The sequence below is a fragment of the Azoarcus sp. L1K30 genome (assembly GCF_018122735.1).
GTDB lineage: Bacteria > Pseudomonadota > Gammaproteobacteria > Burkholderiales > Rhodocyclaceae > Parazoarcus.
The window spans coordinates 2,150,699-2,177,538 of record NZ_JAGRRD010000001.1 but is presented as its reverse complement, the minus strand read 5'-3'; the positions used below and the strand labels follow the sequence as shown (position 1 = coordinate 2,177,538).

General features: G+C 64.1%; 18 protein-coding genes. 8 read left to right on the top strand and 10 right to left on the bottom strand.

Annotation, left to right across the window (positions count from 1 at the left end; all coding sequences use genetic code 11):
• Nucleotides 1-170 precede the first annotated feature (170 nt).
• A complete protein-coding gene (locus J5J83_RS09885; RefSeq protein ID WP_212348586.1) occupies nucleotides 171-2,396 on the top strand; it encodes a UvrD-helicase domain-containing protein in 2,226 nt (741 codons plus the stop codon).
• A 50-nt stretch (nucleotides 2,397-2,446) separates the two neighbouring features.
• On the opposite strand, the gene J5J83_RS09880 is transcribed toward J5J83_RS09885, so the two are convergent.
• The gene (locus J5J83_RS09880; RefSeq protein ID WP_212348582.1) at nucleotides 2,447-3,226 is read right to left on the bottom strand and encodes a ParA family protein; all 780 of its coding nucleotides are present in this window, start codon (nucleotides 3,224-3,226) and stop codon (nucleotides 2,447-2,449) included.
• Between the two features lie 319 nt (nucleotides 3,227-3,545).
• Here J5J83_RS09880 and J5J83_RS09875 point away from each other — a divergent pair, with 319 nt between their 5' ends.
• From J5J83_RS09875 to dnaE, 5 genes are all read left to right on the top strand, one after another.
• Nucleotides 3,546-5,843 (top strand): NADP-dependent malic enzyme, encoded by a 2,298-nt coding sequence (locus J5J83_RS09875; protein WP_212348579.1) that lies wholly within the window; start codon nucleotides 3,546-3,548, stop codon nucleotides 5,841-5,843.
• Entirely contained in the window at nucleotides 5,827-7,014 is a 1,188-nt protein-coding gene (locus J5J83_RS09870; RefSeq protein WP_349251881.1) for a phospholipase A, read from the top strand. Before J5J83_RS09875 ends, J5J83_RS09870 begins: the two co-directional genes overlap by 17 nt.
• A 49-nt stretch (nucleotides 7,015-7,063) precedes the next feature.
• Nucleotides 7,064-8,038, top strand: coding sequence for a quinone oxidoreductase (locus J5J83_RS09865; RefSeq protein ID WP_212348576.1), 975 nt, complete (start codon nucleotides 7,064-7,066; stop codon nucleotides 8,036-8,038).
• 166 nt (nucleotides 8,039-8,204) lie between these two features.
• The gene (locus J5J83_RS09860; protein ID WP_212348573.1) at nucleotides 8,205-9,680 is read left to right on the top strand and encodes a mechanosensitive ion channel; all 1,476 of its coding nucleotides are present in this window, start codon (nucleotides 8,205-8,207) and stop codon (nucleotides 9,678-9,680) included.
• A gap of 96 nt (nucleotides 9,681-9,776) precedes the next feature.
• The gene (gene dnaE / locus J5J83_RS09855) at nucleotides 9,777-13,271 is read left to right on the top strand and encodes a DNA polymerase III subunit alpha (RefSeq protein WP_212348570.1); all 3,495 of its coding nucleotides are present in this window, start codon (nucleotides 9,777-9,779) and stop codon (nucleotides 13,269-13,271) included.
• Between the two features lie 27 nt (nucleotides 13,272-13,298).
• Here the strand turns inward: dnaE and hemF are convergent, their stop codons facing one another.
• The 9 genes from hemF to J5J83_RS09810 form a co-directional block, all read right to left on the bottom strand.
• Nucleotides 13,299-14,207 (bottom strand): oxygen-dependent coproporphyrinogen oxidase, encoded by a 909-nt coding sequence (gene hemF / locus J5J83_RS09850; protein WP_212348567.1) that lies wholly within the window; start codon nucleotides 14,205-14,207, stop codon nucleotides 13,299-13,301.
• A gap of 39 nt (nucleotides 14,208-14,246) precedes the next feature.
• A complete protein-coding gene (purD, locus tag J5J83_RS09845; RefSeq protein WP_212348564.1) occupies nucleotides 14,247-15,524 on the bottom strand; it encodes a phosphoribosylamine--glycine ligase in 1,278 nt (425 codons plus the stop codon).
• Nucleotides 15,525-15,543: 19 nt separating this feature from the next.
• A complete protein-coding gene (gene purH / locus J5J83_RS09840; protein ID WP_212348560.1) occupies nucleotides 15,544-17,127 on the bottom strand; it encodes a bifunctional phosphoribosylaminoimidazolecarboxamide formyltransferase/IMP cyclohydrolase in 1,584 nt (527 codons plus the stop codon).
• Between the two features lie 97 nt (nucleotides 17,128-17,224).
• Nucleotides 17,225-17,461, bottom strand: a complete 237-nt coding sequence (locus J5J83_RS09835) for a helix-turn-helix domain-containing protein (protein ID WP_108950997.1) — start codon at nucleotides 17,459-17,461, stop codon at nucleotides 17,225-17,227.
• Entirely contained in the window at nucleotides 17,458-18,480 is a 1,023-nt protein-coding gene (gene dusB / locus J5J83_RS09830; protein WP_212352974.1) for a tRNA dihydrouridine synthase DusB, read from the bottom strand. Before dusB ends, J5J83_RS09835 begins: the two co-directional genes overlap by 4 nt.
• Before the next feature lie 117 nt (nucleotides 18,481-18,597).
• Nucleotides 18,598-19,743 (bottom strand): FAD-dependent monooxygenase, encoded by a 1,146-nt coding sequence (locus tag J5J83_RS09825; protein ID WP_212348557.1) that lies wholly within the window; start codon nucleotides 19,741-19,743, stop codon nucleotides 18,598-18,600.
• On the bottom strand, nucleotides 19,730-21,082 hold the full coding sequence (gene pepP, locus J5J83_RS09820) for a Xaa-Pro aminopeptidase (protein ID WP_212348554.1): 1,353 nt from the start codon (nucleotides 21,080-21,082) through the stop codon (nucleotides 19,730-19,732). The genes J5J83_RS09825 and pepP overlap by 14 nt, the downstream gene beginning before the upstream one ends.
• An 81-nt stretch (nucleotides 21,083-21,163) precedes the next feature.
• The gene (gene murU / locus J5J83_RS09815) at nucleotides 21,164-21,859 is read right to left on the bottom strand and encodes an N-acetylmuramate alpha-1-phosphate uridylyltransferase MurU (RefSeq protein ID WP_212352973.1); all 696 of its coding nucleotides are present in this window, start codon (nucleotides 21,857-21,859) and stop codon (nucleotides 21,164-21,166) included.
• A gap of 8 nt (nucleotides 21,860-21,867) precedes the next feature.
• A complete protein-coding gene (locus J5J83_RS09810) occupies nucleotides 21,868-22,887 on the bottom strand; it encodes a phosphotransferase (protein ID WP_212348551.1) in 1,020 nt (339 codons plus the stop codon).
• Nucleotides 22,888-23,010: 123 nt separating this feature from the next.
• On the opposite strand from J5J83_RS09810, the gene J5J83_RS09805 reads away from it, so the two are divergent.
• On the top strand, nucleotides 23,011-25,491 hold the full coding sequence (locus J5J83_RS09805; RefSeq protein ID WP_212348548.1) for an LPS-assembly protein LptD: 2,481 nt from the start codon (nucleotides 23,011-23,013) through the stop codon (nucleotides 25,489-25,491).
• A gap of 29 nt (nucleotides 25,492-25,520) precedes the next feature.
• Complete coding sequence (locus J5J83_RS09800; RefSeq protein WP_212348545.1) at nucleotides 25,521-26,837, top strand: peptidylprolyl isomerase; 1,317 nt, start codon at nucleotides 25,521-25,523, stop codon at nucleotides 26,835-26,837.
• Nucleotides 26,838-26,840 lie beyond the last annotated feature (3 nt).

Genomic DNA, 26,840 nt, shown 5'->3' with positions numbered 1-26,840 from the left:
TGTTGCTGTGCACAATTCAAGGCTAGTCGACCAATCGGCATCCGGCAAGTACGTGTAGCAATTTTGCAACATCGAGGCTGGCGCCGGTGTTCTGGCGCTCGCGGGGGCCGGGTGGTGACGGCGAAGGCGGCTGCGCGTGCGGTTAGAATGCGGGCAGAAAAGGAAATCTCATGTCCCCTCTGCTTGCCAATCTGAACCCCGAACAGCGCCAGGCAGTGACGCTGCCGCCTCAGCACGCCCTGATCCTGGCGGGTGCCGGCTCGGGCAAGACCCGCGTGCTGACCACGCGCATTGCCTGGCTGATTCAGACCGGGCAGGTGGATCCCGCGGGCATTCTTGCGGTTACCTTCACCAATAAGGCTGCGAAAGAAATGCTCGCCCGCCTGGGCGCAATGCTGCCTGTCAGTCCGCGGGGCATGTGGGTCGGGACCTTTCATGGCCTGTGCAATCGTCTGCTGCGTGCCCATCATCGTGACGCCGGTTTGCCTCAACTGTTCCAGATTCTCGATTCGGCAGATCAACTCGCAGCGATCAAGCGCATGCTGAAAGCGCTCAACGTCGATGACGAGAAATTTCCGCCGCGCGAACTGCAGCACTTCATCAACGGCAACAAAGAGGCGGGAAACCGCCCACATGCGGTCGAGGCCTGGGATGATTTCACCCGCCAGCGAGTGCAGCTTTATCAGGAGTATGAGGCGCAATGCCAACGCGAGTCTGTTGTGGATTTTGCGGAGTTGTTATTGCGCACCTATGAGTTGCTGGAGCGCAACGAGCCCGTGCGTCGTCACTACCAGCGGCGATTCAGGCACATTCTCGTCGACGAGTTCCAGGACACCAATCGCCTGCAGTACCGTTGGCTGAAATTGCTGGCAAGCAATGGCGAAGATGGCGGCGCAGCCTTGCTGTGCGTCGGCGACGACGACCAGAGCATTTACCGCTTTCGTGGCGCTGAAGTCGGCAACATGCGCGATTTCGAGCGCGAGTTCCACGTCCGTAACGTGATCCGGCTGGAGCAGAACTACCGCTCGCACAGCAATATCCTCGATGCGGCAAATGCCATCATTCGTTTCAACACGCATCGGCTGGGCAAGAACCTATGGACTGACCAGGGGGCGGGCGAGCCCATCCGCGTGTTCGAAGCCTACGCCGACACCGACGAGGCACGCTGGATCGTCGAGGAGATCCAGGGGCTGGTGCGCGATGGCCGTTCGCGCGCGGAGATCGCCCTGCTGTATCGCTCCAATGCGCAGTCGCGGGTGCTCGAGCACCGCTTGTTCTCTGCCGGCATTCCGTACCGCGTCTATGGTGGTCTGCGCTTCTTCGAGCGTCAGGAGATCAAGCATGCGCTTGCCTATCTGCGCCTCATCGCCAATCCGGATGACGACACCGCATTTGCGCGGGTGGTCAATTTCCCCACGCGCGGGATCGGCGCGCGTTCGATCGAGGTGTTGCAGGACGCGGCCCGCACCTACAACACCAGCCTGTATGCCACGGTGCCGCATCTGACGGGAAAGGCCGGTGCCGCATTGGGACAGTTCCTGCGACTGGTGGAGGATCTGCGTCGCGAAACCGTGGCGCTGACCTTGCCCGAACTCGTCGACCACGTACTCGAGCGTTGCGGCCTGCGCGATCATTACAAGGCCGAGAAGGAAGGGGCAGAGCGCCTCGAGAACCTGGATGAACTGCTCAACGCCGCCGCCAACTTCGTCGCCGAGGCGCAGGCGCTCCCTGCCGGTGAAGTGTCGGTCGATGCGTCCGAGCACCGTTTGCTGGCGGATTTTCTTGCACATGCCTCGCTCGAGGCGGGCGATCATCAGGCTGATCAGGGGGCAGACGCGGTGCAGCTGATGACCGTGCACTCTTCCAAGGGGCTGGAGTTCGACGTCGTGTTCCTGTCAGGGCTGGAGGAAGGCCTGTTTCCGCATGAGAACAGCATTCTCGAGGCCGAGGGGCTGGAGGAGGAGCGCAGGCTGATGTACGTCGCGGTCACCCGGGCGCGCGAACGCCTGTACCTGTCTTTCGCGCAGAGCCGGATGCTGCACGGGCAGACGCGCTACAACCTGCGTTCGCGCTTTCTCGAGGAAATTCCGGTCGAACTCACCAAGTGGCTGAGCCCGCCGACGACGCGCACCGCCCTTGGGGGCGCGACAGGTGGCAGCGGCGGGGCCTACTTCTCCGGCGCGCGCGCGACGAGCGCGCAGCGCGCGCCAGGCCCCGCGCATTCGAGTCTGCCCGGTGGTCTGCGGATCGGCCAGAACGTGAGGCATGCGAAGTTCGGCCAAGGCGTCATCGTTACAGCCGAAGGCGGCGGCAGTGATGCACGCGTGCAGGTCAATTTTGGCGCCGCCGGGATGAAATGGCTGCTGCTCGGGGTGGCGAAGCTCGAGCCCATGTGAGCGCCTGCGGGACGGTGCAGGCCTCAGACCCACTGCGAGGTGTTGAGTAATCAGGCGCCGTACTTGCGCGCCAGGTTGTCGTGCAGGCTGATGAATTCCTGTGCCAGCTTGTGTTTGGAGTCGAGGTGGATCATCGGTCTGGCCTGTTCGTGCGATTCCTTGATTTTCACCGATGCGGAGAGGTAGGGCTGCAGCACCGGCAGGCCCTCGTCGATGAGTTCCTGGACCACCTTTTGCGGCAGACTGGCGCGGGCCTGGAACTGATTGACCACGATGCCTTCGACGACGAGGTCACGATTGTGGTCGACCTTGATTTCCTCGACGTTTTCCAGCAGCGAGTAAAGCGCCCGACGTGAGAAGTCGTCGCAGTCGAACGGGATCAGGCAGGCGTTGGCCGCAATCAGCGCCGAGCGGGTGTAGAAATTCAGCGCAGGCGGCGTATCGATGTAGACGCAGTCATAGTCTTGCGCCAGTTCGTCCAGCGCGTCGCGCAACTTGTAGATCTTGTAGCGCGATTCAAGCTTGCTCTGCAGTTCCTCGAGCTGGGGGTGCGAGGGCATGACATGGAGATGATCGAATGGCGAGGCGACGATGAAATCGCCGGTGGCCTTCGGGTTGAGCTTGAAGTTGAGGGTCTGGTCGAAGAAGTCGGCCAGTGTGTATTCGAGCGCGTCGCCGTCGGCGCCGAGCAGGTACTGGGTGGAATTGCCCTGAGGGTCTAGATCGATGACCAGCGTACGCAGGCCCTGGTTGGCGCTGATGGCTGCCAGGTTGCAGGTGATGGTGGATTTGCCCACGCCGCCCTTCTGATTGAATACCACGCGTCGCATCGTTGATTCCTCTCCGGTTGTTGCGGCATTGTGCCAAAAAACCGCGCGGTGATCGCGGATAGCGGTTTTGCGGGAGCGGCCACTGCCCAAGCTGCGAGCGCTGCGCTAAACTCCCGATTCGTTATTCATGACCGTTGCAGCCTACTCCCCGGGGCGCTCGGCATGCGGGCCCGGTCGGGCCCGGTCCGCAGCAAGGCGCCAGACGCCAAAGCAAACAGAAAACGCCGCGGATGATCGCAATTGACAGGACGAGGGCATTGGCCCGTCGTCCGGTCTGGTTGTTCACAAGAGCACCATACCGTACCGAGAGGGAGAACTCATGGATCAGGATTTCATCGCCGCGGCGCTGGACTATCACCGTGCGCCGACGCGCGGCAAGATTTCGGTCGTACCGACCAAGGGCTTGACCAACCAGCGCGATCTTGCGCTTGCCTATTCGCCCGGCGTCGCGGCTGCCTGCGATGCAATCGTCGCGGACCCGGCGCAGGCGCGTGAGCTGACCAGCCGCGGCAATCTGGTTGCGGTCGTCACCAACGGTACTGCAGTGCTCGGTTTGGGAAACATCGGTCCGCTGGCCTCGAAGCCGGTGATGGAAGGCAAGGGCTGCCTGTTCAAGAAGTTCGCGAATATCGACGTGTTCGATATCGAGCTCAACGAGAATGATCCCGACAAGCTGATCGACATCATCGCCTCGCTCGAGCCAACGCTGGGTGGGATCAACCTTGAGGACATCAAGGCGCCCGAGTGCTTCTATATCGAAAAGAAGCTGCGCGAGCGCATGAAGATTCCCGTCTTTCACGATGACCAGCATGGCACGGCCATCATCTCCTCCGCCGGCCTGATCAACGGCCTCAAGGTCGTCGGCAAGGACATCGGTTCGGTCAAGCTGGTGTGCTCCGGTGCCGGTGCGGCCGCCATCGCCTGCCTCGATCTCATGGTCAGCCTCGGCCTGAAACGCGAGAACGTCTTTGTTTGCGATTCCAAGGGTGTGATCTACCAGGGGCGTGACGAAAAGATGGAGCCGACCAAGGCGCGTTATGCGCAGGTCACCGATGCACGTACGCTGGGCGATGCCATCGTCGGCGCCGATGTCTTTCTCGGCCTGTCGACCGCTGGCGTACTCAAGCAGGACATGGTCGCAAAGATGGCCGATCAGCCGCTGATCTTTGCGTTGGCCAACCCGAACCCGGAAATTCTGCCGGAAGACGCGAAGGCGGTGCGCCCCGACTGCATCGTGGCGACCGGCCGTTCGGACTTCCCGAACCAGGTCAATAACGTGCTGTGTTTCCCGTTCATCTTCCGCGGTGCGCTCGATGTCGGTGCGAGCACGATCAACGAGGAGATGAAGCTCGCCTGCGTGAAGGCGATTGCGGAACTGGCACAGGCCGAGCAGAGCGACATCGTGGCGTCGGCCTATGGCGGTGCCGAACTCACCTTCGGCCCCGAGTACATCATTCCCAAGCCCTTCGATCCGCGGCTGATCGTGAAGATCGCGCCTGCCGTGGCGCAGGCGGCCATGGATTCGGGCGTCGCGAGCCATCCGATCGAGGACATGCAGGCTTATGCGGCTTCACTGAGCGATTTCGTCTATACGACGGGTATTGTCATGAAGCCGGTGTTCTCGGCCGCCAAGCGTGTGCCGATGGAGCAAAAGCGCGTGCTCTACGCCGAAGGCGAGGATGAGCGCGTTCTGCACGCTGCGCGGGTGGCTATCGACGAAGGTCTGGCACGTCCGATCCTGATCGGGCGGCCCAGCGTGATCGAGATGCGGATCAAGAAGATCGGTCTCAATCTCGTGCCCGAGCGCGATTTCGATATCGTCAACCCGGAGTCGGACCCCCGCTATCGCGAGTTGTGCAATGATTATTACCGCATGATGGCCCGTGACGGCGTGACGCCCGATCTGGCCAAGGCCAAGATGCGTCGCGATACGACCTTGATCGGCGTGATGCTGCTGCGTCGCGGCGATGCGGATGCGCTGGTGTGCGGCACTTTCGGGACCTACGATTATCATTTGCGCCAGGTGCAGGACGTCATTGGGCTCAAGCCGGGCGCCAAGCAGTTTGCAGCGATGAACTTGCTGTTGCTGCCCAAGCGCATGCTTGCGGTGACCGATACCTATGTGAACGAGAACCCGACGGCCGAGGAAGTGGCCGAGATCGCGCTGATGGCGGCGGCCGAGTTGCGCAGCTTCGGCATCGAGCCGCGTGTTGCGCTGCTGTCGCATTCCAATTTCGGCAGCTCGAGCTCGAGCTCTGCGCGCAAGATGCGCGCTGCCAGCGCAATCCTGCGCACGACCTCCCCCGAACTTGAATGCGATGGCGAGATGCACGGCGATGCCGCGCTGTCGCCGGACATTCGCGCCAAGCTGCATCCGGATTCGGCGCTGACCGCGGACGCCAACCTGCTGGTGATGCCCAACCTCGACGCCGCAAACATCTCCTTCAATCTGATGAAGATGGCCAATGGCGATGGCGTGTCCGTGGGGCCGATCCTGCTTGGCGCGGCGCAGCCGGTGCATATCCTGACACCGTCGGCCACGGTCCGGCGTCTGGTCAATATCACTGCACTTGCCGTGGTTGATGCGGCCGAGCTGAGGCGTGCCAAGGGTGCTTGATGCGTTGTCGGTGGCCCGCGGTGCAGCGCGGGTCTGCGTGCTCTCCTTGGCGTGGTGTGCGGTGATGCCGGCGCAAGCCGGGGGCTGGTTGCTGGCGTCTCCAGAGCCGCGCGTGGCGCCGGGGCAGTCCTTCGAACTGATCGTCATTGGCTCCCCGCCAGAGGGGCAATGGCCGGCGCGGCTTCCGGCGCAGGTCGAGCTGCCGGACGGTGGGCCGCGGATCGCGGTGGATCTGGTACCGGTGGGGGCGGTCGGCCCGATGCAGCAGCGGTACGTTGGTCAATGGCCGAGCGAGGTGGTCGGCATGGCCACGCTGTCGCTGCTCGAGTCTCCGTCGGCGCGACTGATCTTCGACTCGGCGGCGGCGCTGCGAACGCCGCTGAAGTCGGCGCAGCGCCAGGACGTGGCCGACGCCGGTACGGTCACCCAGCAAGGCCGATCGGATGCGCCGCTCGCACCGGCGGCGTTGAGCTTTCACGAGCCGATGTATTTCGTGGTCGGTGGCAGTGACCCGAAATCGGCGCGCTATCAGATCAGCTTTCGCTACCGGCTCTTCGACGACCAGGGAGTCGTGGCCGAGAGTCTGCCGCTTGTGCGCGGGTTGTATTTCGGTTTCACCCAGACCTCGTTGTGGGATCTGTCGTCCGACTCCAAGCCTTTCCGCGATACGAGTTTCAGACCGTCGCTGTTCTACCAGTGGAAACTGTCCGACCCCTCGGACGGCAATTCCGCCGCGCTCGCGGCTGGCTATGAGCACGAATCGAACGGTCGCGATGGCGACAAATCGCGCAGCATCGATACGTTCTTCGCGCGCATCGACGCGCGCTACTACTTGCCGAACGGCCGCACCTACGTCGGCGTCGAGCCCAAGGTGTGGTCCTACATCGACAAGGAGGACAACCCCGACATCACCGATTATCGCGGCTATGCCCAACTTGGGCTGCGTCTGGGCAGCGATGACGGATTGATGCTTGCGGCCATCCTGCGCCGTGGCAAGGCCGGTGTGGGCAGCTCGCAACTCGACCTGTCCTATCCGCTGCGTCAAAGCGTGTTTTCGGGAGTAGGGGCGTTCGCGCACTTGCAGTATTTCAACGGTTACGGCGAGACGCTGCTCGACTACAACGTAAGCCACGGTCCGCAGTTTAGAATCGGCGTTTCCATCGTCAGATAATGCGAACCCCGGCAGTCGCTGCCGCGGGGCCGCTCGCCAGGAGACCGCCATGCCGCACGCCATTCGCTTTCATCAAACCGGCACGCCCGACGTCCTGCGTTGGGAGTCCTTCGAGCCCGAGGCTCCCGCGGCGGGCGAGGCCCGCATCCGTCATCACGCGGTGGGTCTAAACTACATCGATACTTATCACCGCAGCGGCCTGTATCCCGTACCCCTGCCCTCGGGCATCGGACTCGAGGGTGCCGGCGTGGTCGAGGCGGTCGGCGAGGGCGTGACCGGACTCGAGGTCGGCGAGCGCGTTGCCTACGCGGGCGGTCCGCTCGGTGCCTATGCCGAGGTTCGCAACATTCCCGCACATCACCTGGTGACCCTGCCCGAGTCGATCTCCTTCGATCAGGGGGCGGCGATGATGCTGCAGGGACTGACCGCGCAATACCTGTTGCGTCGGACATACCGCGTGCAAGCGGGCGACACCATCCTGATTCATGCCGCGGCCGGCGGGGTGGGGCTGATCGTGTGCCAGTGGGCGAAGGCATTGGGGGCGACCGTGATCGGAACGGTCGGCTCGGATGCGAAAGCCGAACTTGCACGCGCCCATGGTTGCGATTACCCGATCGTGTACACCCGCGAGCGGTTTGCCGAGCAGGTGCGCGCCATCACCGGCGGGCAGGGAGTGCCGGTGGTGTATGACTCGATCGGGGCCGATACCTTCATGGATTCGCTGGCGTGTCTGCAACCGATGGGCATGATGGTACTGTTCGGTGCCGCCTCCGGTCCGGTGCCGCCATTCGATTGTGGCCTGCTGGCGAAGATGGGCTCACTTTTCCTGACGCGGCCGACGCTGTTCACTTATGCCGCGAAACGCGCCGACCTGGTGGCAATGGCCGCGGACTTGTTCGATATCGTTGCCGCCGGCAAGGTGAAGATCGAGATCAATCAACGTTATCCGCTGAGCGAGGCGGCGCGTGCACACGCAGAACTCGAGGCGCGGCGCACCACAGGGTCGAGCATCCTGCTGCCTTGAAGCGCGCTCGCGACCATTCATGATGGTCGCCCGACGGTTTTATGTTTATTGCAAAGTTTTTCGGTCTGGCATAAGTTGTGGTCATGATGCAATGCAACATTGACGTGATGGAATCTGCATGGCGTCAATTGCGCGCAACCGATGATGACCAGGGAGATCGAAAACGATGGAACAAAGCACCTTGATGGCGAGTCTGCAGGCCACGCTCGGCGGCAGCCTGCCGGGTATTCTGGCAGCGATGGCAGTCCTGGCGTTGGGCTGGTTCGCGGCCGTGCTGCTGCGCGCGGGGAGCCGCCGATTTTTGCGGGTGGCCGGGGTTAATCACAGGCTCCAGTCCGGAACGGGGCAGGTGGTCGATCTCGAGTCGATGCTCAGTCTCGGTGTGTTCGGACTGGTGCTGTTGATCACCGTGGTGGCGGTGCTCAACATTCTTGATCTCGAGTCCTTGTCGACGCCGTTCGCGGGGCTGCTGGCACAGATCACGAATTACCTGCCGCATCTGCTCGCGGGGGGCATCCTCACCGTCGTGGCCTGGGTGCTCGCGACCGTTTTGCGCATGCTGACCAGCAAGGTCCTGGCCTCGACGACGCTGGACGAGCGCCTCGCCGCCGAGGCCGGCATGGAGCCGATGAGCGCCAATCTGGGCAATGTTGCGTTCTGGCTCGTCGTACTGCTCTTTCTTCCCGCCATTCTCGGGGCGTTTCAGCTGCAAGGCCTGCTCGAACCGGTGCAGGGCATGGTCGATCGCGCGCTGCAGATGCTGCCCGACATCTTTGCCGCACTGGTCATCGGTTTTGTCGGTTGGCTGGTAGCCAACGTGCTGCGTGGTCTGGTCGGTAATCTGCTGGCGGCCGCAGGCGCGGACAAGCTCGGCACCTGCATCGGCATGGATGCATCGGTCAAGCTGTCGCGTCTGGCCGGTACGTTGGTGTTCATTCTCGTGTTCGTGCCCAGTCTCATTGCCGCGCTCGACGCGCTGCGGATCGAGGCCGTGTCCGGGCCGGCGATCAGCATGCTCGACCAGTTCTTCGGCGCCGTTCCGAACATCCTGGCAGCCGCGGTCATTCTCGTCGTAACCTGGTTCGTCGCCCGTTTCGCCGCCGGTCTGGTGTCACGCCTGCTCGCCGGCATCGGCTTTGACCTGCTGCCGGGCAAGCTCGGGCTCGCGCATGCGCTCGGCGAAGGGCTCAGCGCCTCTGCGCTGGCCGGGCGTCTGGTGCTGTTCTTCGCCATGCTGTTTGCCGTGGTCGAGGCGGCCAATCGCCTCGGCTTCGGGCAGGTCAGCGGGCTGGTGACGATGTTCGTGCAGTTCGGCGGCGACATCCTGCTCGGTGGCGTGATCCTGATTGCCGGTTTCTGGCTTGCCAACGTCGCCGCCGAAGCCATCGACCGGGCCAGCGGCGAGCATAGCCGCGGCCTGTCGCGCATTGCCCGCGTTGCCATCCTCGGCCTGGTGATTGCGATGGGGCTGCGTGCGATGGGCATTGCCGACGATATCGTCAATCTGGCGTTCGGGCTCGGATTCGGTGCCGTGGCGGTGGCGGTGGCGCTGTCTTTCGGCCTGGGAGGGCGCGAGGCCGCCGGGCGCCAGATGGAATACTGGCTGGCCAGGATGCGCAAGGACGACAGCGGCAAGGACTGAGCGGCAGACAAAGGGTCCGGTGCGCAGGCAAGGTGCGCGACGGACTTTTTTTGTCGGGGTGCGGGGGGATCGCGTCGCTCGGGTAAAATTCGACCCATGAGTTCCGCACATTCCCCCCGTTTCGTTCATCTCCGCCTTCACACTGAATATTCGATCACGGACGGCATCGTCCAGATCGACCAGGCCATCTCGACCGCGGCTGCAGACGGCATGCCGGCGCTCGGCATCTCCGATCTCGCTAATCTGTTCGGGATGGTCAAGTTCTACAAGGGGGCCCGTGGCAAGGGCATCAAGCCGATCGTCGGTGCCGACGTGTGGATCGAGAACGAGGCCGAGCGCGACAAACCCTACCGGGTGCTGTTGATCTGCAAGAACCGGGCTGGCTATGGTCAGCTGAGCGAGCTGTTGACGCAGGCGTATCTCGAGAACAAGTACCGGGGTAGGGCGGAGTTGAAACGGTCATGGTTCAATGACGGCGCCGCGAGCGATCTGCTCTGCCTGTCCGGTGCATTGATGGGGGATGTCGGCCAGGCACTGGTCAATGGCAATCCCGAGATCGCCGAGGTGCTGGCGGCGGACTGGAAACGGATGTTTCCCGGCGGCTTCTATATAGAGCTGCAGCGTGCCGGGCATCCCGGCACCGAGGCCTACATCCGCCAGGCCCTGATGCTGGCAAGCAAGCTCGGGCTGCCGGTGGTGGCCACGCATCCGGTGCAGTTTCTGACCCGCGAGGATTTCAAGGCCCATGAAGCCCGCGTGTGTATCGCCCAGGGCTATGTGCTGTCCGACAAGCGTCGCCCGCGCGACTTTACCGAAGAGCAGTACCTCAAGAATCAGGACGAGATGTGCGAGCTGTTCGCCGATCTCCCCGAGGCGCTGGAGAATGCGGTCGAGATTGCGCGCCGCTGTTCGCTGACGGTGCAGCTGGGCAAGAACTTCTTGCCCCAGTTCCCCACCCCGGAAGGCATGACGCTGGACGACTTCCTGGTCAAGGAGGCGAAGGACGGCCTTGAGCGCAGGCTTGCCCAGCTCTACCCGGACGAGGAGACGCGCGAGCGGGAGCGCAAGCGCTACGAGGACCGGCTCAAGTTCGAGACCGACACCATCATCCAGATGGGCTTTCCGGGCTACTTCCTGATCGTTGCCGACTTCATCCGCTGGGGCAAGGCCAATGGCGTGCCCGTCGGGCCGGGGCGGGGGTCCGGTGCCGGTTCGCTGGTGGCCTATTCGCTAGACATTACCGATATCGACCCGCTCGAGTACGCGTTGCTGTTCGAGCGCTTCCTCAACCCGGAGCGGGTGTCGATGCCCGACTTCGACATCGACTTCTGCCAGGACAACCGCTATCGCGTCATCGAGTACGTACGCGAGCGCTACGGCAAGGATGCGGTGAGCCAGATCGCCACCTTCGGCACCATGGCCTCCAAGGCCGTGGTGCGCGACGTCGGGCGCGTGCTCGATCTGCCCTATGGCCTGTGTGACAGGCTGTCCAAGCTGGTGCCGGTCGAAGGCGCGAAACCGGTGTCGCTGACGCGTGCCTACGAGATGGAGCCGCAGATCGGCGACATGATGAAAGATGGCAACGACGGCGAATCGGTGCAGGAGTTGTGGAGCCTCGCGCTGCCGCTCGAGGGCCTGTCGCGCAACGTCGGTATGCACGCCGGCGGGGTGCTGATCGCGCCGGGAAAGCTGACCGATTTCTGCCCGCTGTATATCGCCGACGGTGAGGACGCGACTCCGGTGTCGCAGTTCGACAAGGACGACGTCGAAGCCGTGGGCCTGGTGAAGTTCGACTTTCTCGGCTTGCGTAACCTGACCATTATCGAGCTCGCACTTCAGTACGTCGAGCGCGAGACCGGCAAGCGCCCCGACCTGATGAGCCTCGGCTTCAAGGATCCAGCCGCCTATCAGATCCTGAAGGATGCCAATACCACGGCGATCTTCCAGGTCGAATCGGACGGCATGAAGAAGCTGTTGAAGAAGCTCGCACCCGACCGCTTCGAAGACATCATCGCCGTGCTGGCACTCTATCGTCCGGGCCCGCTCGGTTCGGGCATGGTGGACGACTTCATCCTGCGCAAGAAGGGTCAGCAGGAGATCGATTATTTCCACCCCGATCTCAAGGCCTGTCTGGAACCGACTTACGGCGTCATCGTGTACCAGGAACAGGTGATGCAGATCAGCCAGATCATCGGCGGCTACACCCTGGGCGGAGCGGACATGCTGCGCCGGGCGATGGGCAAGAAGAAAGCCGAAGAGATGGCCAAGCACCGCGCCACCATTGCCGACGGCGCAAAGCAGAAGGGCTACGATCCGGCGCTGGCCGAGCAGCTCTTCGACCTCATGACCAAGTTCGCGGAGTACGGCTTCAACAAGTCGCACACCGCGGCCTACGCGGTGGTCACCTACCACACCGCGTGGTTGAAGGCCCACTACTGCGCGGCCTTCATGGCGGCGACGATGTCGTCCGACCTCGACAACACCGACACGGTGAAGATCTTCTATGAAGACACCGTTGCCAACAAGATCGAGGTGCTGCCGCCCGATGTGAACGCGTCCGACTACCGCTTCGTCCCCGTCGACCGCAAGGTGATCCGCTACGGTCTGGGCGCGGTCAAGGGCGTGGGCGAGCCGGCAGTACGTGCCATCATCGCCGCACGCGAAAAGGGCGCTCCCTTCCGCGACCTGTTCGACTTCTGCGAGCGTGTCGACCGCCGGCTGGCCAACCGCCGGGTGATCGAAGCCCTGATCCGCTCAGGGGCAATGGACACCCTGGAAGGACACAAGGGGCTGGATCGCGCGCAACTGATGGCCACGGTTTCGCTGGCCATGGAGGCGGCCGAGCAGGCGGCGGCCAATGCGATGCAGGGCGGCCTGTTTGACATGATGCCCGAGGCGGCCGGGGCGGGGGTCGAGTTCGCCAAGGTGCGGCCGTGGAGCGAACGCGAGCGACTCAAGGAAGAGAAGACCGCGATCGGCTTCTTCCTCTCCGGTCATCCGTTCAACGCCTTCAAGGGCGAAGTGCGCCGTTTCGTGCGCCGCACGCTGGCCCAGATCGAGCCCTCGCGCGACCTGACCATGATGGCGGGGGTGGTGATGGAGGTACGGACCAAGGTCGGCAATCGGGGCAAGATGGCCTTCGTGCTGCTCGACGACGGTACCCAGCCGCGCGAGGTCGCGGTGTATTCCGAGGTGCTCGACGCTAACCGTGGCAAGATCGTCACCGACGAGGTGCTGGTGATCGAAGGCAAGGTCAGCAACGACGAATTCTCCGGCGGTTTCCGCATCATTGCCGACAAGCTGCTGACGCTGGGAGAGGCTCGCAGCCGGTTCGCGCGCGCCTTGCAACTGAAGCTCAATGGGGAGGTGGGGGAGAGCGGTGGCGCAGCGGCGACCGCGGATCGCCTGCAGACCCTGCTGACACCGTTCCGCGACGGCGGCTGTCCGGTCAGGGTGCGTTATCGCAATGCCGTGGCCGAGGCGGAGCTGCCATTGGGCGAGGGCTGGCGGGTGCGGCTGGAAGAGAGCCTTCTCGAGAGCCTGCGTGAGTGGCTGCCGCCCGAGGCAGTCGAAGTGGTGTATCCGAACTGATGAGGTTGAGCGCCCTGCAGGGCGCTCTTACACCCAGTCCTTGGGCTGCAGGAAAACGTCGTACAGCCTGGCCTCCGTCGAACCGGCTTCGGGGTGCCAATCGTAGCGCCACTTGACGATGGGCGGCATCGACATCAGGATCGATTCGGTGCGTCCGCCCGATTGCAGGCCAAACAACGTGCCGCGGTCGAAAACCAGGTTGAATTCGACATAGCGACCGCGGCGATACGCCTGAAAGTCACGCTCGCGCTCACCATAGGGGGTGTCGCGGCGGCGTTCGATGATCGGCAGGTAGGCATCGACGAAGGCATCGCCGACTGACTGCGTCAGGCCGAACGCGGTCTCGAAATCCGTCTTGCCGTCGGCACCGAGATCGTCGAAGAAAAGCCCGCCGACGCCGCGCGGTTCGTTGCGATGCTTGAGGAAGAAATAGCGGTCACACCATTCCTTCAGGCGCGCATGCTCGGCTTCACCGCCAAAGGGCAGGACTGCCGCCTTGCACGCCGCGTGAAAGTGGCGGACATCCTCTTCGAAGCCGTAGTACGGCGTCAGGTCCATGCCGCCGCCAAACCACCACACGGGGTCCTTGCCGTCGGCCAGCGCGATGAAGCAACGCACGTTCATGTGCACCGTGGGGCAATAGGGATTGCGCGGATGCAGCACCAGCGATACGCCCATGGCCTCGTAACGCCTTCCCGCCAGTTCCGGCCGGTGTGCGGTGGCCGAGGCGGGCATGGCGTCGCCCATGACGTGGGAAAAATTCACCCCGCCGCGCTCAAAGAAGTTGCCCTCCTCGATGACGCGGCTCACGCCGCCGCCACCGCCCGGCCGCGCCCACCCGTCCGTCTTGAAGGCCTGCCCGTCAAACTGCTCGAGGCGGGCGACGATGCGGCTCTGAAGATCGGTGAAGTAGGCCTTGACGGTGCTGGGGTTCATTGATTTTCGGCTTCGATCGGATGTGCTTGCGGAGCGGAGTCAGGCCTTGCGCGCGAGCGCGCGATGGCCGATGTCCCGGCGGTACTGGCAGCCATCGAACTGGATTGTCGCGGCGAGGTCGTAGGCCGCCTTCTGTGCGGCCTTGACGTTGTCCCCCAGCGCAGTGACGCACAACACCCGACCGCCGGCGGTAATGACCTGGCCATCGCGCTCTGCGGTTCCAGCATGGAAGACATGCGTATCTTCGTCGGCACTGGTGGTCAGGCCACTGATCGGATCGCCTTTGCGCGGGCTGTCAGGATAGCCCGCGGCGGCGAGCACGACGCCGAGCGCGACCCGACGGTCCCACTCCGCCTCCACCTGATCGAGGCGGCCGGCGATGGCCGCCTCGATCAGGTCGGCAAGATCGGTCTTGAGCCGCATCATGATCGGCTGCGTTTCGGGGTCGCCCATGCGGCAGTTGAATTCGACGACGCGCGGCTTGCCGTCGGCGCCGATCATCAGGCCAGCGTACAGGAAGCCGGTATAGGGCAGGCCGTCCGCCGTCATGCCGGCCAGCGTCGGCAGGATGACTTCGCGCATCACCCTGGCGTGCACGTCGGGTGTAACGACCGGTGCGGGGGAATAGGCGCCCATGCCGCCGGTGTTCGGCCCTTGGTCGCAGTCGTGCAGTCGCTTGTGATCCTGGCTGGTCGCGAGCGGGAGCGCGTTCTTGCCGTCCGCGAGCACGATGAAGCTCGCTTCTTCGCCCTGCATGAACTCCTCGATGACGACGCGCGCACCGGCATCGCCCATCTTGTTGTCGAGCAGCATCATGTCGATCGCGGCATGGGCCTCGTCGGCCGTCATGGCCACGACGACGCCCTTGCCGGCGGCGAGGCCATCGGCCTTGATCACGATCGGCGCGCCTTCGGCGTCGATGTAGGCGTGGGCCGCGACGGCGTCGGAGAAGGTCTGATACTTCGCCGTCGGAATGCCGTGGCGCAGCAGGAAACGCTTGGCGAAATCCTTCGAGCTTTCGAGCTGGGCCGCATTCTTCGTCGGCCCGAAGATCGGCAGGCCGGCAGTACGGAACGCATCGACCACGCCGGCTGCCAGCGGGGCCTCGGGGCCGACGACGGTGAAGCCGACCTGCTCGCTGCGGGCCAGATCCACCAGATCGGCGATATCGGTTGCCGCGACGTTCTGCAACTTGGGTTCGCGCGCAGTGCCCGGGTTGCCGGGGGCGACCAGCACGCGGGTGACCTTGGGCGATTGAGCGAGTTTCCAGGCCAGCGCGTGTTCGCGTCCGCCCGAGCCGATAACGAGGACTTTCATGTACTGCTCCCTGGGGCGATCAGTGGCGGAAGTGGCGGAAGCCAGTCAGCACCATCGCAATGTTCTGCTCATCGGCCGCAGCGATCACTTCGGCATCGCGCATTGATCCGCCGGGCTGTATCACCGCGGTGGCACCCGCCTGGGCGAGGACGTCGAGACCGTCGCGGAAGGGGAAGAATGCGTCCGATGCCACTACGCAGCCGGCAATCTGCAGACCGGCATTCTCGGCCTTGATCTTCGCGATGCGGGCCGAATCGACTCGGCTCATCTGACCGGCGCCGACGCCGATGGTCATGCCGTCGCGACAGTAGACGATGGCATTCGACTTGACGTATTTGGCCACCCGCCACGCGAACAGCATGTCGCGCATCTCGATGTCGGTCGGCGCGCGCTTGGTGACGACTTTGAGGTCGGCGATCTGGATGCGGGCTTCGTCCGCACTCTGCACCAGCAGGCCACCACCGACGCGCTTGTAGTCGAAGGCGCCTGCGGGCTTGCCCAGCGGGCAGGTGAGGACGCGCACGTTCTGCTTGGCGCGCAACAGCTCGAGTGCTTCGGCGGTGTAGGACGGCGCGATCAGCACTTCGAGGAACTGGGCGGACACGGCTTCGGCAGCAGCGCGGTCGACTTCACTGTTGAAGGCGATGATGCCGCCGAAAGCCGAGGTCGGGTCGGTGGAGAAGGCCTTCTTGTAGGCCTCGAGCGGGGTGGCGCCGATCGCCACGCCACAGGGGTTGGCGTGTTTGACGATCACGCAGGCACCGGTGTCGAATGCCTTGACACATTCCCAGGCGGCGTCGGCGTCGGCGATGTTGTTGTACGACAGTTCCTTGCCCTGCAGCTGTGCGTAGCTGGCAATGGCGCCTTCGGGCGCGTTCGGCTCCCTGTAGAAGGCCGCGCTCTGATGCGGGTTCTCGCCATAGCGCAGGTTCTGCACCTTGTCGAAGGCGAGCTGGAAGCGCTCGGGGTAGGTCTGCTTCGACACGTCGCCGGCTTCGTTGGTCACCAGTGCGGTGAGGTGATTGGAGATCGCGGAGTCGTAACGGGCCGTGTGGGTGAAGGCCTTCACCGCGAGGGCGAAGCGGGTCTTGTAGCTCAGCTTGCCGGCACCGGACTTGAGTTCGGCGATGATGTCGGCGTAGTCGGCGGGATCGGTGACGATGCCGACGCCACCGGCTTCATTGCCGTGGTTCTTTGCTGCGGCGCGGACCATGGTGGGGCCACCGATGTCGATGTTCTCGATTGCATCCTCAAGCGTGCAGTCGGGGCGGGCAACAGTCTGCTGGAAGGGGTAGAGGTTGACCACCACCAGGTCGATGCGGCCGATGTCGTGCTCGGCGATCGTCGCCATGTGTTCCGGCAGGTCGCGGCGGGCGAGGATGCCGCCATGCACCTTGGGGTGCAGCGTCTTGACGCGGCCATCGAGCATCTCCGGAAAACCGGTGTGCTCGGCGACATCGGTGACCTCGAGGCCGGCGTCGCGCAGCAGGCTGGCAGTGCCACCGGTGGACAGGAGCTTGACGCCGAGTGCGGCGAGTTCGCGGGCGAATTCGAGCACGCCGCTTTTGTCGGAGACGCTGATCAGGGCTTGGGTGACTTTCATCGTGGGGCCTGGCTTGGAGAGTTGAATCGGAAAACGGTGGGGCAGTGCAAACGCCCCTGCGCCATGCAGGGGTACAGCCGCCAGTGCGGCAGGCGAATCAGAGCAGATCGTAGTCGGTCAGTTTGCGACGCAAGGTGTTGCGGTTGATGCCGAGCATGTCCGCGGCGACGGTCTGGTTGCCCTTGGCCTGCTGCAGCACGAATTCGAGCATGGGGCGTTCGACGTTGCGGATCACCATGTCGTAGATCGCGGCCGGACGTTCGCCGTCAAGGTCGCGAAAATACTGGTCGAGGGTACGAAAGACGGAATCGGCGATCTCGTTGCTGCGGCTCATGCTGCGAGTTCCTGAGGCAGGTCTTCTTCGTAACGCAGGCGGGCATCGGCTTCGGCGAGGCGACCGAAGAACTCGTCCACTGCTGCAAGCTGGGCCGGAATGTCCGGCAATTGATTCATTGCATGGCGAAAAGCGGCCGAACCCACCAGGCCCTTGGTGTACCAGGAAATGTGCTTGCGCGCGATGCGCACGCCGGTCTCCTCGCCATAGAAATCGTAGAGGTCGGCAAGGTGCTCGCGGCAGACCTGCAGGATTTCGGTGACCAGGGGCGGCGGCAGGATTTCGCCGGTACGCAGGAAATGCTCGGTTTCACGGAAGATCCACGGCCGACCCTGTGCGGCACGGCCGATCATGACGCCGTCGGCACCGGTGTAATCGAGGACGAACTTGGCCTTTTGCGGCGAAGTAATGTCGCCGTTCGCGATCACCGGTATGCTCACCAGCGACTTCACCAGGGCGATGGTGTCGTATTCCGCATCGCCCATGTACTGGTCGGCGCGAGTACGCCCGTGAATGGCGATGGCGCGAATACCTGATTCCTGAGCGATGCGGGCAATCGTCGGCGCATTCCTGTTCTCGCGGTTCCAGCCCGTGCGAAACTTGAGGGTGACCGGGGTGTTCGGCACCGCATTCACGACCGCTTCAAGAATGCGCGCAACCAGCGGCTCGTCCTGCATCAGCGCCGAGCCCGCCATGACGTTGCACACTTTCTTTGCCGGGCAGCCCATGTTGATGTCGATGATCTGCGCGCCGCGGTCGGCGTTGTGACGTGCGGCCTCGGCCATCATCGCGGGGTCGGCGCCGGCGATCTGCACCGAGATCGGATCGACCTCTCCGTCGTGATTGGCCCGGCGACGCGTCTTGGCGCTGCCATAGAGCAGGGAGTTCGAAGTCACCATTTCGGAGACTGCGACGCCCGCCCCCAGTTTCTTGCACAACTGGCGGAAAGGACGATCCGTCACCCCGGCCATGGGGGCGACGAAGAGGTTGTTGCGCAAGGTGAATCCGGCGAACTGCATGGGCTGGGGCGTGCGGGAAAAGAGCGGCATTTTACCCCATGCAGTGGGCGCTTGGGGTGGCGGCGTGGCGCCGCCGCCACCCATATGCTCATGCTCGCTGCCCGGAATGGGCCGCGATCAGGGCCAGGCGCGCGCGCCGAACAACATGCGCTTGGCCACGAAATGACGCAATGGCGGGCACAGGTCGAGGGCGAAGAGCCCGGCCCCACGGGCGTGTCGCAGCGGTGCGATATCGTTGCTGAACAGCCGGACCAGGCCATCGGTGAAGCGGATGGTGCCAAGGCGGTCCAGGCCACGACCATTGGCGTACGACGAAAGCAGTGCCGGGTCACCGGGGTCGCCGCCGCTCAGGATGAGGTGGTCGGCAAGGTCGTGAACGTCGCGCAAGGCCAGATTGAAACCCTGTCCGGCGACCGGGTGCATGGTCTGTGCGGCGTTGCCCAGCCAGACCGTACGGTGACCGACCGGGGTCCTGCGGTAGCGCAGCGCGAGCGGGTAGCGCAGGCGCTCGACAATCCCGTCGAGGCGGACGCGATGGCCGAAAATACCTTGCAGGTGATCGAGGTAGGTGTTGTCCCCGAGTGCCAGCAGGGCGTCAGCATCCCCGGAAGGTACCACGTGTACGACGGCGAAGCCGCGGCCGCAGGGTAGCAGCGCGGCCGGACCCGAGCGGGTGAAGCGCTCGAACGCGGTGTCGTGGTGTCCACCCGCCGCGCCGACATGGGCAATCAGCGCATGCTGGTGGTAGTCGTGTTCGACGCTGTCGTCGTCATTCGCGCTCAATCCGCCTTCGGCGCAGGCCGCCAGGCGCGCCGACAGGGTTGCCACGCGCGGGCCGTCCAGGCTGGCGACGATGTCCTGTGTGCCAGGGGCGAGGTGGGTGACTTCAGTTTCGTCGAGCACGGGTATGCCGGCGGCGTCGACCTTGCGCCGCAAGGCACCGGCCAGGGCGCCTGCTGTGACGACATGGCCGAGGGCCGGGATGTCGTAGTCGGCCGCGCGCAGTACCGAGCGGCCGAAACTGCCTTGCTGCGAGATGTGAATGGTCTTGATCGGGGTGGTCGCCAGGCCCTCCCATACGCCCAGCTTCGCCAGCGTGAGTTGGCTTCCATGAGCCAGCGCGAGGGTGCGCGGATCCGCTGCTGCGGCATCACGCGGACGTGCGTCAGCGAGCACGACGTCGAGACCGCTATCCTTGAGAAACAGCGCCAGTGCCAGTCCGACCGGTCCGGCGCCGACGATCAGCAGGTCATGCCGCTGCATGTTGCGCATCCCGCATCAGGGCCTCGATGGCGTCGATCTCGCGTGGCACGCCATCGGTGATGTACTCGCAGCCATCTGCGGTGACCACGGCGTCGTCCTCGATGCGGATGCCGATGTTCCAGAACGCCTCCGGAACGTCGGCCGCGGGGCGGATATAGCAGCCCGGCTCCACCGTGAGCACCATGCCGGGTTCGAGTTGGCGCCATTCGCCGGCAAGCTTGTATTCGCCTGCGTCGTGGACGTCCATGCCCAGCCAATGGCCGGTGCGGTGCATGTAGAAGCGACGATAGTCGCCCTTTTCCATGACCTCCTCGAAGCTGCCCTGCAGCAGGCCGAGGTCGAGCATGCCGCGCGCCAGCACGGCGACGGCGGCTTCGTGCGGTTCGTTCCAGTGCGCGCCGGGGCGAATCGCGGCGCGCGCCGCGTGCTGGGAGGCCAGCACGAGTTCATAGACATCGCGTTGTGGCCCACTGAAGCGGCCGCTGACCGGGAAGGTGCGGGTAATGTCGGAGGCATAGCTGTCGAGCTCGCAGCCTGCATCGATCAGCAGCAGCTCGCCGTCGCGCATGCGGCGATCGTTCTCGACGTAATGCAGTACGCAGGCATTGGCGCCACTGGCCACGATCGAGGAATAGGCGGGCGCCTGGCTTCCATTGGCGCGGAAGGTGTGTAGCAGCTCAGCCTCGATTTCGTACTCGAACCGTCCCGGCCGGGTGTGCTGCATCGCCCGGCAGTGGGCGGTGGCTGAAATGCTGGCGGCGCGGCGCATCGTGTTGAGTTCGCTGGTGTCCTTGATCAGCCGCATCTCGTCGAGGTCCGCACGCAGGTCGCGCACCGAGTGCGGTGGCGTGACGCCGGTGCGTGCGTTGGCACGTACGGTGTTGAGAGCGGCCATGATGCGCGTATCCCACGCATTGTCGTAGCCCAGGCCGCACCACAGCACGGGCTGATTGGCCAGCAGGTCGGGGAGGCGCTTCTCGAGTTCGTCGATGGTCCATGCTTCGTCGAAGCCGAACAGCGCGCTGGCCGCTTCGGGACCGTGGCGGAAGCCGTCCCAGATTTCGCGCTCTTCGTCCTTCTGCCGACAGAACAGGATCTGCTTCGGCGTGGCGCCCGCCACCAGCACCAGTACTGCTTCGGGTTCGCGGAATCCGCTGAGATAATAGAAATAGCTGTCGTGACGGTAGGGATAGTGTGCATCGCGGTTACGCGTGCGCTCTGGCGCCGTCGGCAGGATGGCGATGCCGCCGCCAACCGCGTTCATGCGTGACAGCAGCCGCTCGCGGCGCGTCCGGAAGGGAAGGGTGTCGATGCGCAGGGGTTCGGTCAGGGCGTTCATGGCGAAATTATGGCATGGCTGGGCGATACGGTTTCGGACCTTCAACGGGGACGAAGGTGCCGCCCCGGGCATGGATCGGATTCAAGGCGTGCGGCCCGCCGTTTCGCGGAGCGCGGTATCGAGCGCGAGAAGGCGCTCCGGCGTGCCGACGTCGACCCACTGCCCATGGTGCATGGTGCCGCCAACCTGGTTTGCGCGCATGGCGGTACGCAGCAGTGGTGCGAGCTTTTCGGGGGTGCCGGGCTCCAGCGCTGAGAACAGGTGCGGGTGGTAGGCACCGATGCCGGAGAAGGTCAGGCGCTGCCCACGAGCGCGCTGGTCAAGGACGCGTCCCCGGTCAAGGACGAAGTCGCCTTCGGGGTGGTGCGCCGGGTTGGCGACAAGGAGCAGGTGGGCAAGATCGCCGTCCACGCGGAGTTCGCCGGCGGCGGTGCCGAGGGCGGCAAGGTCGGCATCGCAATGGACGTCGCCATTGATGACGATGAAAGCACCATTGCCCAGCAGTGACAGGGCCTTGCGGATGCCGCCGGCCGTTTCCAGTGCGCTGACTTCGGGCGACCAGGCGATGTTCACGCCGAAGGCGCGCCCGTCACCCAATGCCGCCTCGAGCATGTGGCCAAGGTGGGCATGATTGATCACGATGTCGGTGATGCCGGCTGCGCGCAGGCGTTCGATATGCCAAACGATCAAAGGTTTGCCGCCGGCCATCAGTAGCGGCTTCGGGCAGCTGTCGGTGAGCGGGCGCATGCGTTCGCCGCGACCGGCCGCAAGAATCATCGCCTTCATCAGAAGGTGTAGCCGAACTGGACCGGAACCGGATCGAGCTTGTCGATGATCTTGAGCAGGGGGCCGAGTGCGCGATAGCGGTCGCAGGCCTTGCGCAGGTAGGCCATGACCAGCGGCATGTCCTGAAGGTAGGCTTCCTTGCCGTCGCGGTGGCACAGGCGGGCGAAGATGCCGAGTACCTTCAGATGGCGCTGTACGCCCATCCATTCGTAGTCGCGGTGGAAGTCGCCGAAGTCGTCGCGCACAGGCAGGCCGCATTGGCGCGCGGTTTCCCAGTAGCGCGCCAGCAGATCGAGTGTGAAATCCTCATCCCAGCCGATGTAGGCGTCTTTGAACAGGGAGACGAGGTCGTAGGTGATCGGGCCGTACGCGGCATCCTGGAAGTCGATGATTCCCGGATTAACGCCGCCGTCGACACGCATCAGGTTGCGCGAATGGTAGTCGCGGTGGACGAACACGTTGGGCTGGGCCAGGCAGGCGTCAATGATCTGGTCGAAGGCTGACATCATCGTGGCTTCATCCCTGGCGTCCAGCGTCATTCCTTTGTGGCGGGCGATGTACCACTCCGGGAACAGCATCAGTTCGCGTCGGAGGAGGGTTTCCGAATACGGCGGCAGCACATCGGGTCGGCTGGCTGCCTGGATTGCAATCAGCGAGCCGATCGCGTCGGCGTAGAGGTGAGCGGCGTCGAGCGGCGAGTTCCCCGGGCGTTGAAGCGCCGCAAGATAGGTGGTGTCGCCCAGATCCGACAACAGCAGGAAGCCGCGTTCGGTATCCTCTGCCAGCACCTCCGGAACGTGGGCGCCGGCGGCGCGGAACAGCTCGGCGATCCTCAGCCACGGACGGCAGTCTTCCTGCGGTGGCGGTGCGTCCATGACAACCAGGTTGGGGCCGCCGTCGGTGAAGCGGAGGCGGAAATAACGGCGGAAGCTGGCGTCGGCCGATGCCGGGCTGAGTTCGTAAATGCGACCGGCAAGCTGGGCGTCGAGCCAGGACTGGAGTTGGGCGAGTCTGGGCAAACGGGATCTCCGCGATCGTTCGTGTAGAATTCGCGAGTTTATCAATACGGTTGCCTGTGCGGGCAGCCGCTCACATTCTGCAGAACGGGGTTCGCTTTGCCTGACTTGGGTTTGAACACGCGGATGAGACTGATTCCGCTACTGCTGTGCTGGCTGTCCGGGGCCGCCCTGGCTGCCGATCTGCCGGCCCTGGTGGTGTCGCCGGATCTGTTGCGTGGCGAGCCCGCCGTGCAACGTGGTGGTCGTGCCGCGAGCGCTGCGCCACGTGTGCAGAGCGGAGGTGCGCCCGCTGCGATCGAGACGCAGACGCGCGAGCGCGAGATCAAGTCGCAGGCCGTGCAGCGCGTCGAGACGCCAGCAACCCAGACCAGACCAGCCGCAGCGCCAGGGGCGGCATCTGCGGCCAAGCCTGCCACCGGGTCCAAGCCGGGTGCGACCGAAGTGTCTGCGCTGCGCATCAGTGGCACCCGTGCGGTCGAGCTCGTGGCCGACGGCGAGGCTGAACTCAAACGCGGAGAGCTGTTGCTGACAGCGGACAAGCTGGTCTATCGCGAACCCACCGATGAGGCAGTGGCCGAGGGGAACGTGCGTCTGCGCCAAGGGCGCGACGAAATGACCGGGCCCGCGGCAACCATCGTGCTCGGTGATCAGACTGGCAGTTTCGACACGCCGCGCTATTCCATTACCCGTCCCGCCGAACCACTGGAGCCGGGTGATCCGCCGCGCGAGATCAGCGGCGGGGGGCATGCCGACATGCTGTACTTCGAAGGCGAGAACCAGTATCGGGCGAAGAATGCCACCTGGTCGACCTGCAGCGTCGACGATCCCGACTGGTATATCAAGGCCGGCGATCTTGCGCTCGATTACGACCGCGACATGGGTGTCGCCCGCGACAGCACGGTCGTGTTCCAGGGGGTGCCGCTGTTCTGGATGCCATGGACCGAGTTTCCGCTTGCGGGTCAGCGCCAGTCCGGCGTGTTGCCGCCGACCTTCGGCACGTCGAACAAGACCGGCTTCGATCTGGCAGTGCCCTATTACTGGAATATCGCCCCCAACTACGATGCGACCATCACGCCGCGGTGGATGAGTCGTCGCGGCATGCAGGTGGGCGGGGAGATCCGCTATCTGGGCGATTCCTATCGTGGCGAGGCGCGCGCGGAGTATCTTGCGCGTGACAATCTCACAGGCAGCGAACGCGCGTTGGGCTCCCTGCAGCACCAGCAGTGGATCACGCCGACGCTGTACGGCTCGCTCGACATCAATGCGGTGTCCGACGACGCCTATTTCGAGGACCTGAGCTCGCGGGTCTCGGTGGCCTCGAAGGTCAACCTTCTGCGCGAGGGGCGACTCGTCTATGCCGGCAGTCCGTGGTGGAGCGCCTCGGCGCTGGTGCAGGCCTACCAGACCCTCAGCCCGGATGCGGACAAGCCGCTGACGACACCGTACCGGCGCCTGCCGCAACTGCTGCTCAATGCGTCCCGTCCCGACCTCGTCGGCGGCTTCGTGTTCGGCTGGCAGAGCGAGCTGACCCGCTTCTCCCATCCCGACAAAGACAAGCCGGAAGCGACCCGGATCAGTGCCTATCCGCAGCTGTCGTTGCCCTTCGAGCGCGCGGGCTACTACATCACGCCCAAAGTGGGTGTGAATTACACCGGATACGAGATCGACCGCAGCGTGGCCTCCAGCGGCCTGCGCGATTCCATCACCCGTACCGTGCCAATTTTCTCGGTTGACTCGGGCATGACGTTCGAACGCGATGCGGCGTTCTTCGGTCACGATTTCGTCCAGACCCTTGAGCCGCGGCTGTATTACCTGAATGCGGCCTACCGGCGGCAGGACGAAATCCCGCTGTTCGACACCAGCCGCTACGACTTCGGTTTCGCGCAGATTTTTTCCGAGAACCTGTACACGGGTGGAGACCGCATCGCCGATGCGAACCAGCTGACCGCGGCCGTGACATCGCGACTGATCGATCCGGTCAGCGGAGCCGAGCGCATGAAGGTGCTGCTGGGGCAGCGCTACTATTTCAACGATCAGCGTGTCACGCTCAACTACTACGATGAAAACGGAAATCTGGTCCAGAACGAGATTCCGCGCACCAGTCGCCGCGCCGACATGCTCGCAGGCTTCAGCGGCCGCGTGACCCAGGATACGTCGCTCGAGTCCTTGTGGCAGTACAACCCGCGCGACCACTGGACCGAGCGTTTCAACACGACCTTCCGCTTTCAGCCCGGCTTTGCCAAGGCGCTCAACCTGAGCTACCGCTACGCGAAGGACATCCTGCGCGATGTCGATGTGTCCGGCCAATGGCCGATGGGCGGGGGCTGGTATGGCGTCACCCGGCTGACCCATTCGCTGCGCGAGGACCGACTGACAGAGGCCATCGGCGGTGTCGAATATGACGGCGGTTGCTGGGTCGTGCGGGTGGCGATGCACCGTTTCGCCACCAGTGCGGATGAGGTGACGAAAGCCTTTTTCGTTCAGCTTGAACTTAACGATCTGGCCAGTATCGGAACGAGTCCGGTCAGCCTGATCAAGCGCAGTGTGCCCGGCTACGGCAAGATCAACGAGCCCGGCAGCAACCGTGTTTTCGGTGTCGAGTGATCGACATTGGTACATTTCTCAGAGAAACCATGAACCGACTCCTAAATCGTACCCGTGCGCTGGCTGTGGCCAGCCTGTCCTGCCTCATGCTCTCGGTGCCCGCGCATGTCGCCGCGAAGGCGGTCGAAGTCGATCGTATCGTCGCGGTCGTCAATAGCGAGGTGATCACTGCCCTGCAATTGCGCGAACGCGTGGAGCAGGCGAAGCGTCAGCTGCAACGCCAGGGCGGACAGTTGCCGCCGGCTGATGTGCTCGAGCGCCAGTTGCTCGAGCGCCTGATCGTCGAGCGCGCGCAGTTGCAGCTCGCACGTGATACCGGGTTGAAGATCGACGAAGCCGCACTGGAGCGGGCGATTGCGCGCATAGCCGAGAACAACCGCATGCCCGTGACCGGACTGCGATCGGCGCTGGAGAAGGACGGCGTGTCATGGTTCCGCTTTCGTGACGAGATTCGCACCGAGATGGTGCTGGCGCGCCTGCGCGAGCGCGAAGTCGACAGCAAGGTGGTGGTAACCGATGCCGAGGTCGACAACTTTCTTGCCAACAACCCGGACGCTTTCTCCGGCGTCGAGTTCGAGCTCGCGCACATCCTGTTGCGCGCGCCGGAAGGCGCGACGCCCGAGCAGATCGCCCGTTTGCGCGAACGCGCGAACAAAGTCATGGCTCGCCTGCGCGGCGGCGAGGATTTCGCCCGCGTGGCGGCCGAGACATCGGATGCGCCGGATGGTATCAGCGGCGGCAACATCGGCTGGCGCGAGCGTGACCGCCTGCCGGCCCTGTATGCCGATGCTGCCAAGGACATGAAACCGGGCGACCTGTCTCCGATTCTGCGCAGTTCCGCCGGGCTGCACATCATCAAACTTGTGGACAAGCGCGGCGGGGCGGCCGCTGGCCCGCAACAGCTCGAGCAGACGCATGTCAGCCATATTCTGATCAAGACTTCCGAGGTGCTGTCCGATACCGAAGCCGAAGCACGCGTACTGGCGTTGCGCGAGCGTGTGGTCAATGGTGGCGACTTTGCCGAACTGGCCAAGGCCAACTCCGCGGACCTGTCTGCTGCAAAGGGTGGGGATCTGGGCTGGATCAACCCTGGCGATACGGTGCCGGAGTTCGAGCGCGCGATGAATGCGCTCAAGCCCGGTGAGGTGAGCCCACCCGTGCGATCTCCGTTCGGGTGGCATCTGATCAAGGTCATCGAGCGACGCATGCAGGACGTGACTGAGGAGCGAAAGCGCAATGCCGCACGTTCCATCCTGCGCGAACGCAAGGCCGATGCCGCGTTCGAGGACTGGGTGCGCCAGCTGCGCGACAGCACTTACGTCGAGTACCGTCAGGACCGGGAGTGAGCA

Excerpts from the sequence above, each read along its gene's own strand:
- dnaE (WP_212348570.1), top strand. The coding sequence starts at position 9,777 with ATGAGTTCCGCACATTCCCCCCGTTTCGTTCATCTCCGCCTTCACACT.
- J5J83_RS09865 (WP_212348576.1), top strand. The coding sequence starts at position 7,064 with ATGCCGCACGCCATTCGCTTTCATCAAACCGGCACGCCCGACGTCCTG.
- purH (WP_212348560.1), bottom strand. The coding sequence starts at position 17,127 with ATGAAAGTCACCCAAGCCCTGATCAGCGTCTCCGACAAAAGCGGCGTG.
- pepP (WP_212348554.1), bottom strand. The coding sequence starts at position 21,082 with ATGAACGCCCTGACCGAACCCCTGCGCATCGACACCCTTCCCTTCCGG.
- murU (WP_212352973.1), bottom strand. The coding sequence starts at position 21,859 with ATGATTCTTGCGGCCGGTCGCGGCGAACGCATGCGCCCGCTCACCGAC.
- hemF (WP_212348567.1), bottom strand. The coding sequence starts at position 14,207 with ATGAACCCCAGCACCGTCAAGGCCTACTTCACCGATCTTCAGAGCCGC.
- dusB (WP_212352974.1), bottom strand. The coding sequence starts at position 18,480 with ATGCAGTTCGCCGGATTCACCTTGCGCAACAACCTCTTCGTCGCCCCC.
- J5J83_RS09800 (WP_212348545.1), top strand. The coding sequence starts at position 25,521 with ATGAACCGACTCCTAAATCGTACCCGTGCGCTGGCTGTGGCCAGCCTG.
- purD (WP_212348564.1), bottom strand. The coding sequence starts at position 15,524 with ATGAAAGTCCTCGTTATCGGCTCGGGCGGACGCGAACACGCGCTGGCC.
- J5J83_RS09835 (WP_108950997.1), bottom strand. The coding sequence starts at position 17,461 with ATGAGCCGCAGCAACGAGATCGCCGATTCCGTCTTTCGTACCCTCGAC.
- J5J83_RS09880 (WP_212348582.1), bottom strand. The coding sequence starts at position 3,226 with ATGCGACGCGTGGTATTCAATCAGAAGGGCGGCGTGGGCAAATCCACC.
- J5J83_RS09875 (WP_212348579.1), top strand. The coding sequence starts at position 3,546 with ATGGATCAGGATTTCATCGCCGCGGCGCTGGACTATCACCGTGCGCCG.
- J5J83_RS09825 (WP_212348557.1), bottom strand. The coding sequence starts at position 19,743 with ATGCAGCGGCATGACCTGCTGATCGTCGGCGCCGGACCGGTCGGACTG.
- J5J83_RS09885 (WP_212348586.1), top strand. The coding sequence starts at position 171 with ATGTCCCCTCTGCTTGCCAATCTGAACCCCGAACAGCGCCAGGCAGTG.
- J5J83_RS09805 (WP_212348548.1), top strand. The coding sequence starts at position 23,011 with ATGAGACTGATTCCGCTACTGCTGTGCTGGCTGTCCGGGGCCGCCCTG.
- J5J83_RS09860 (WP_212348573.1), top strand. The coding sequence starts at position 8,205 with ATGGAACAAAGCACCTTGATGGCGAGTCTGCAGGCCACGCTCGGCGGC.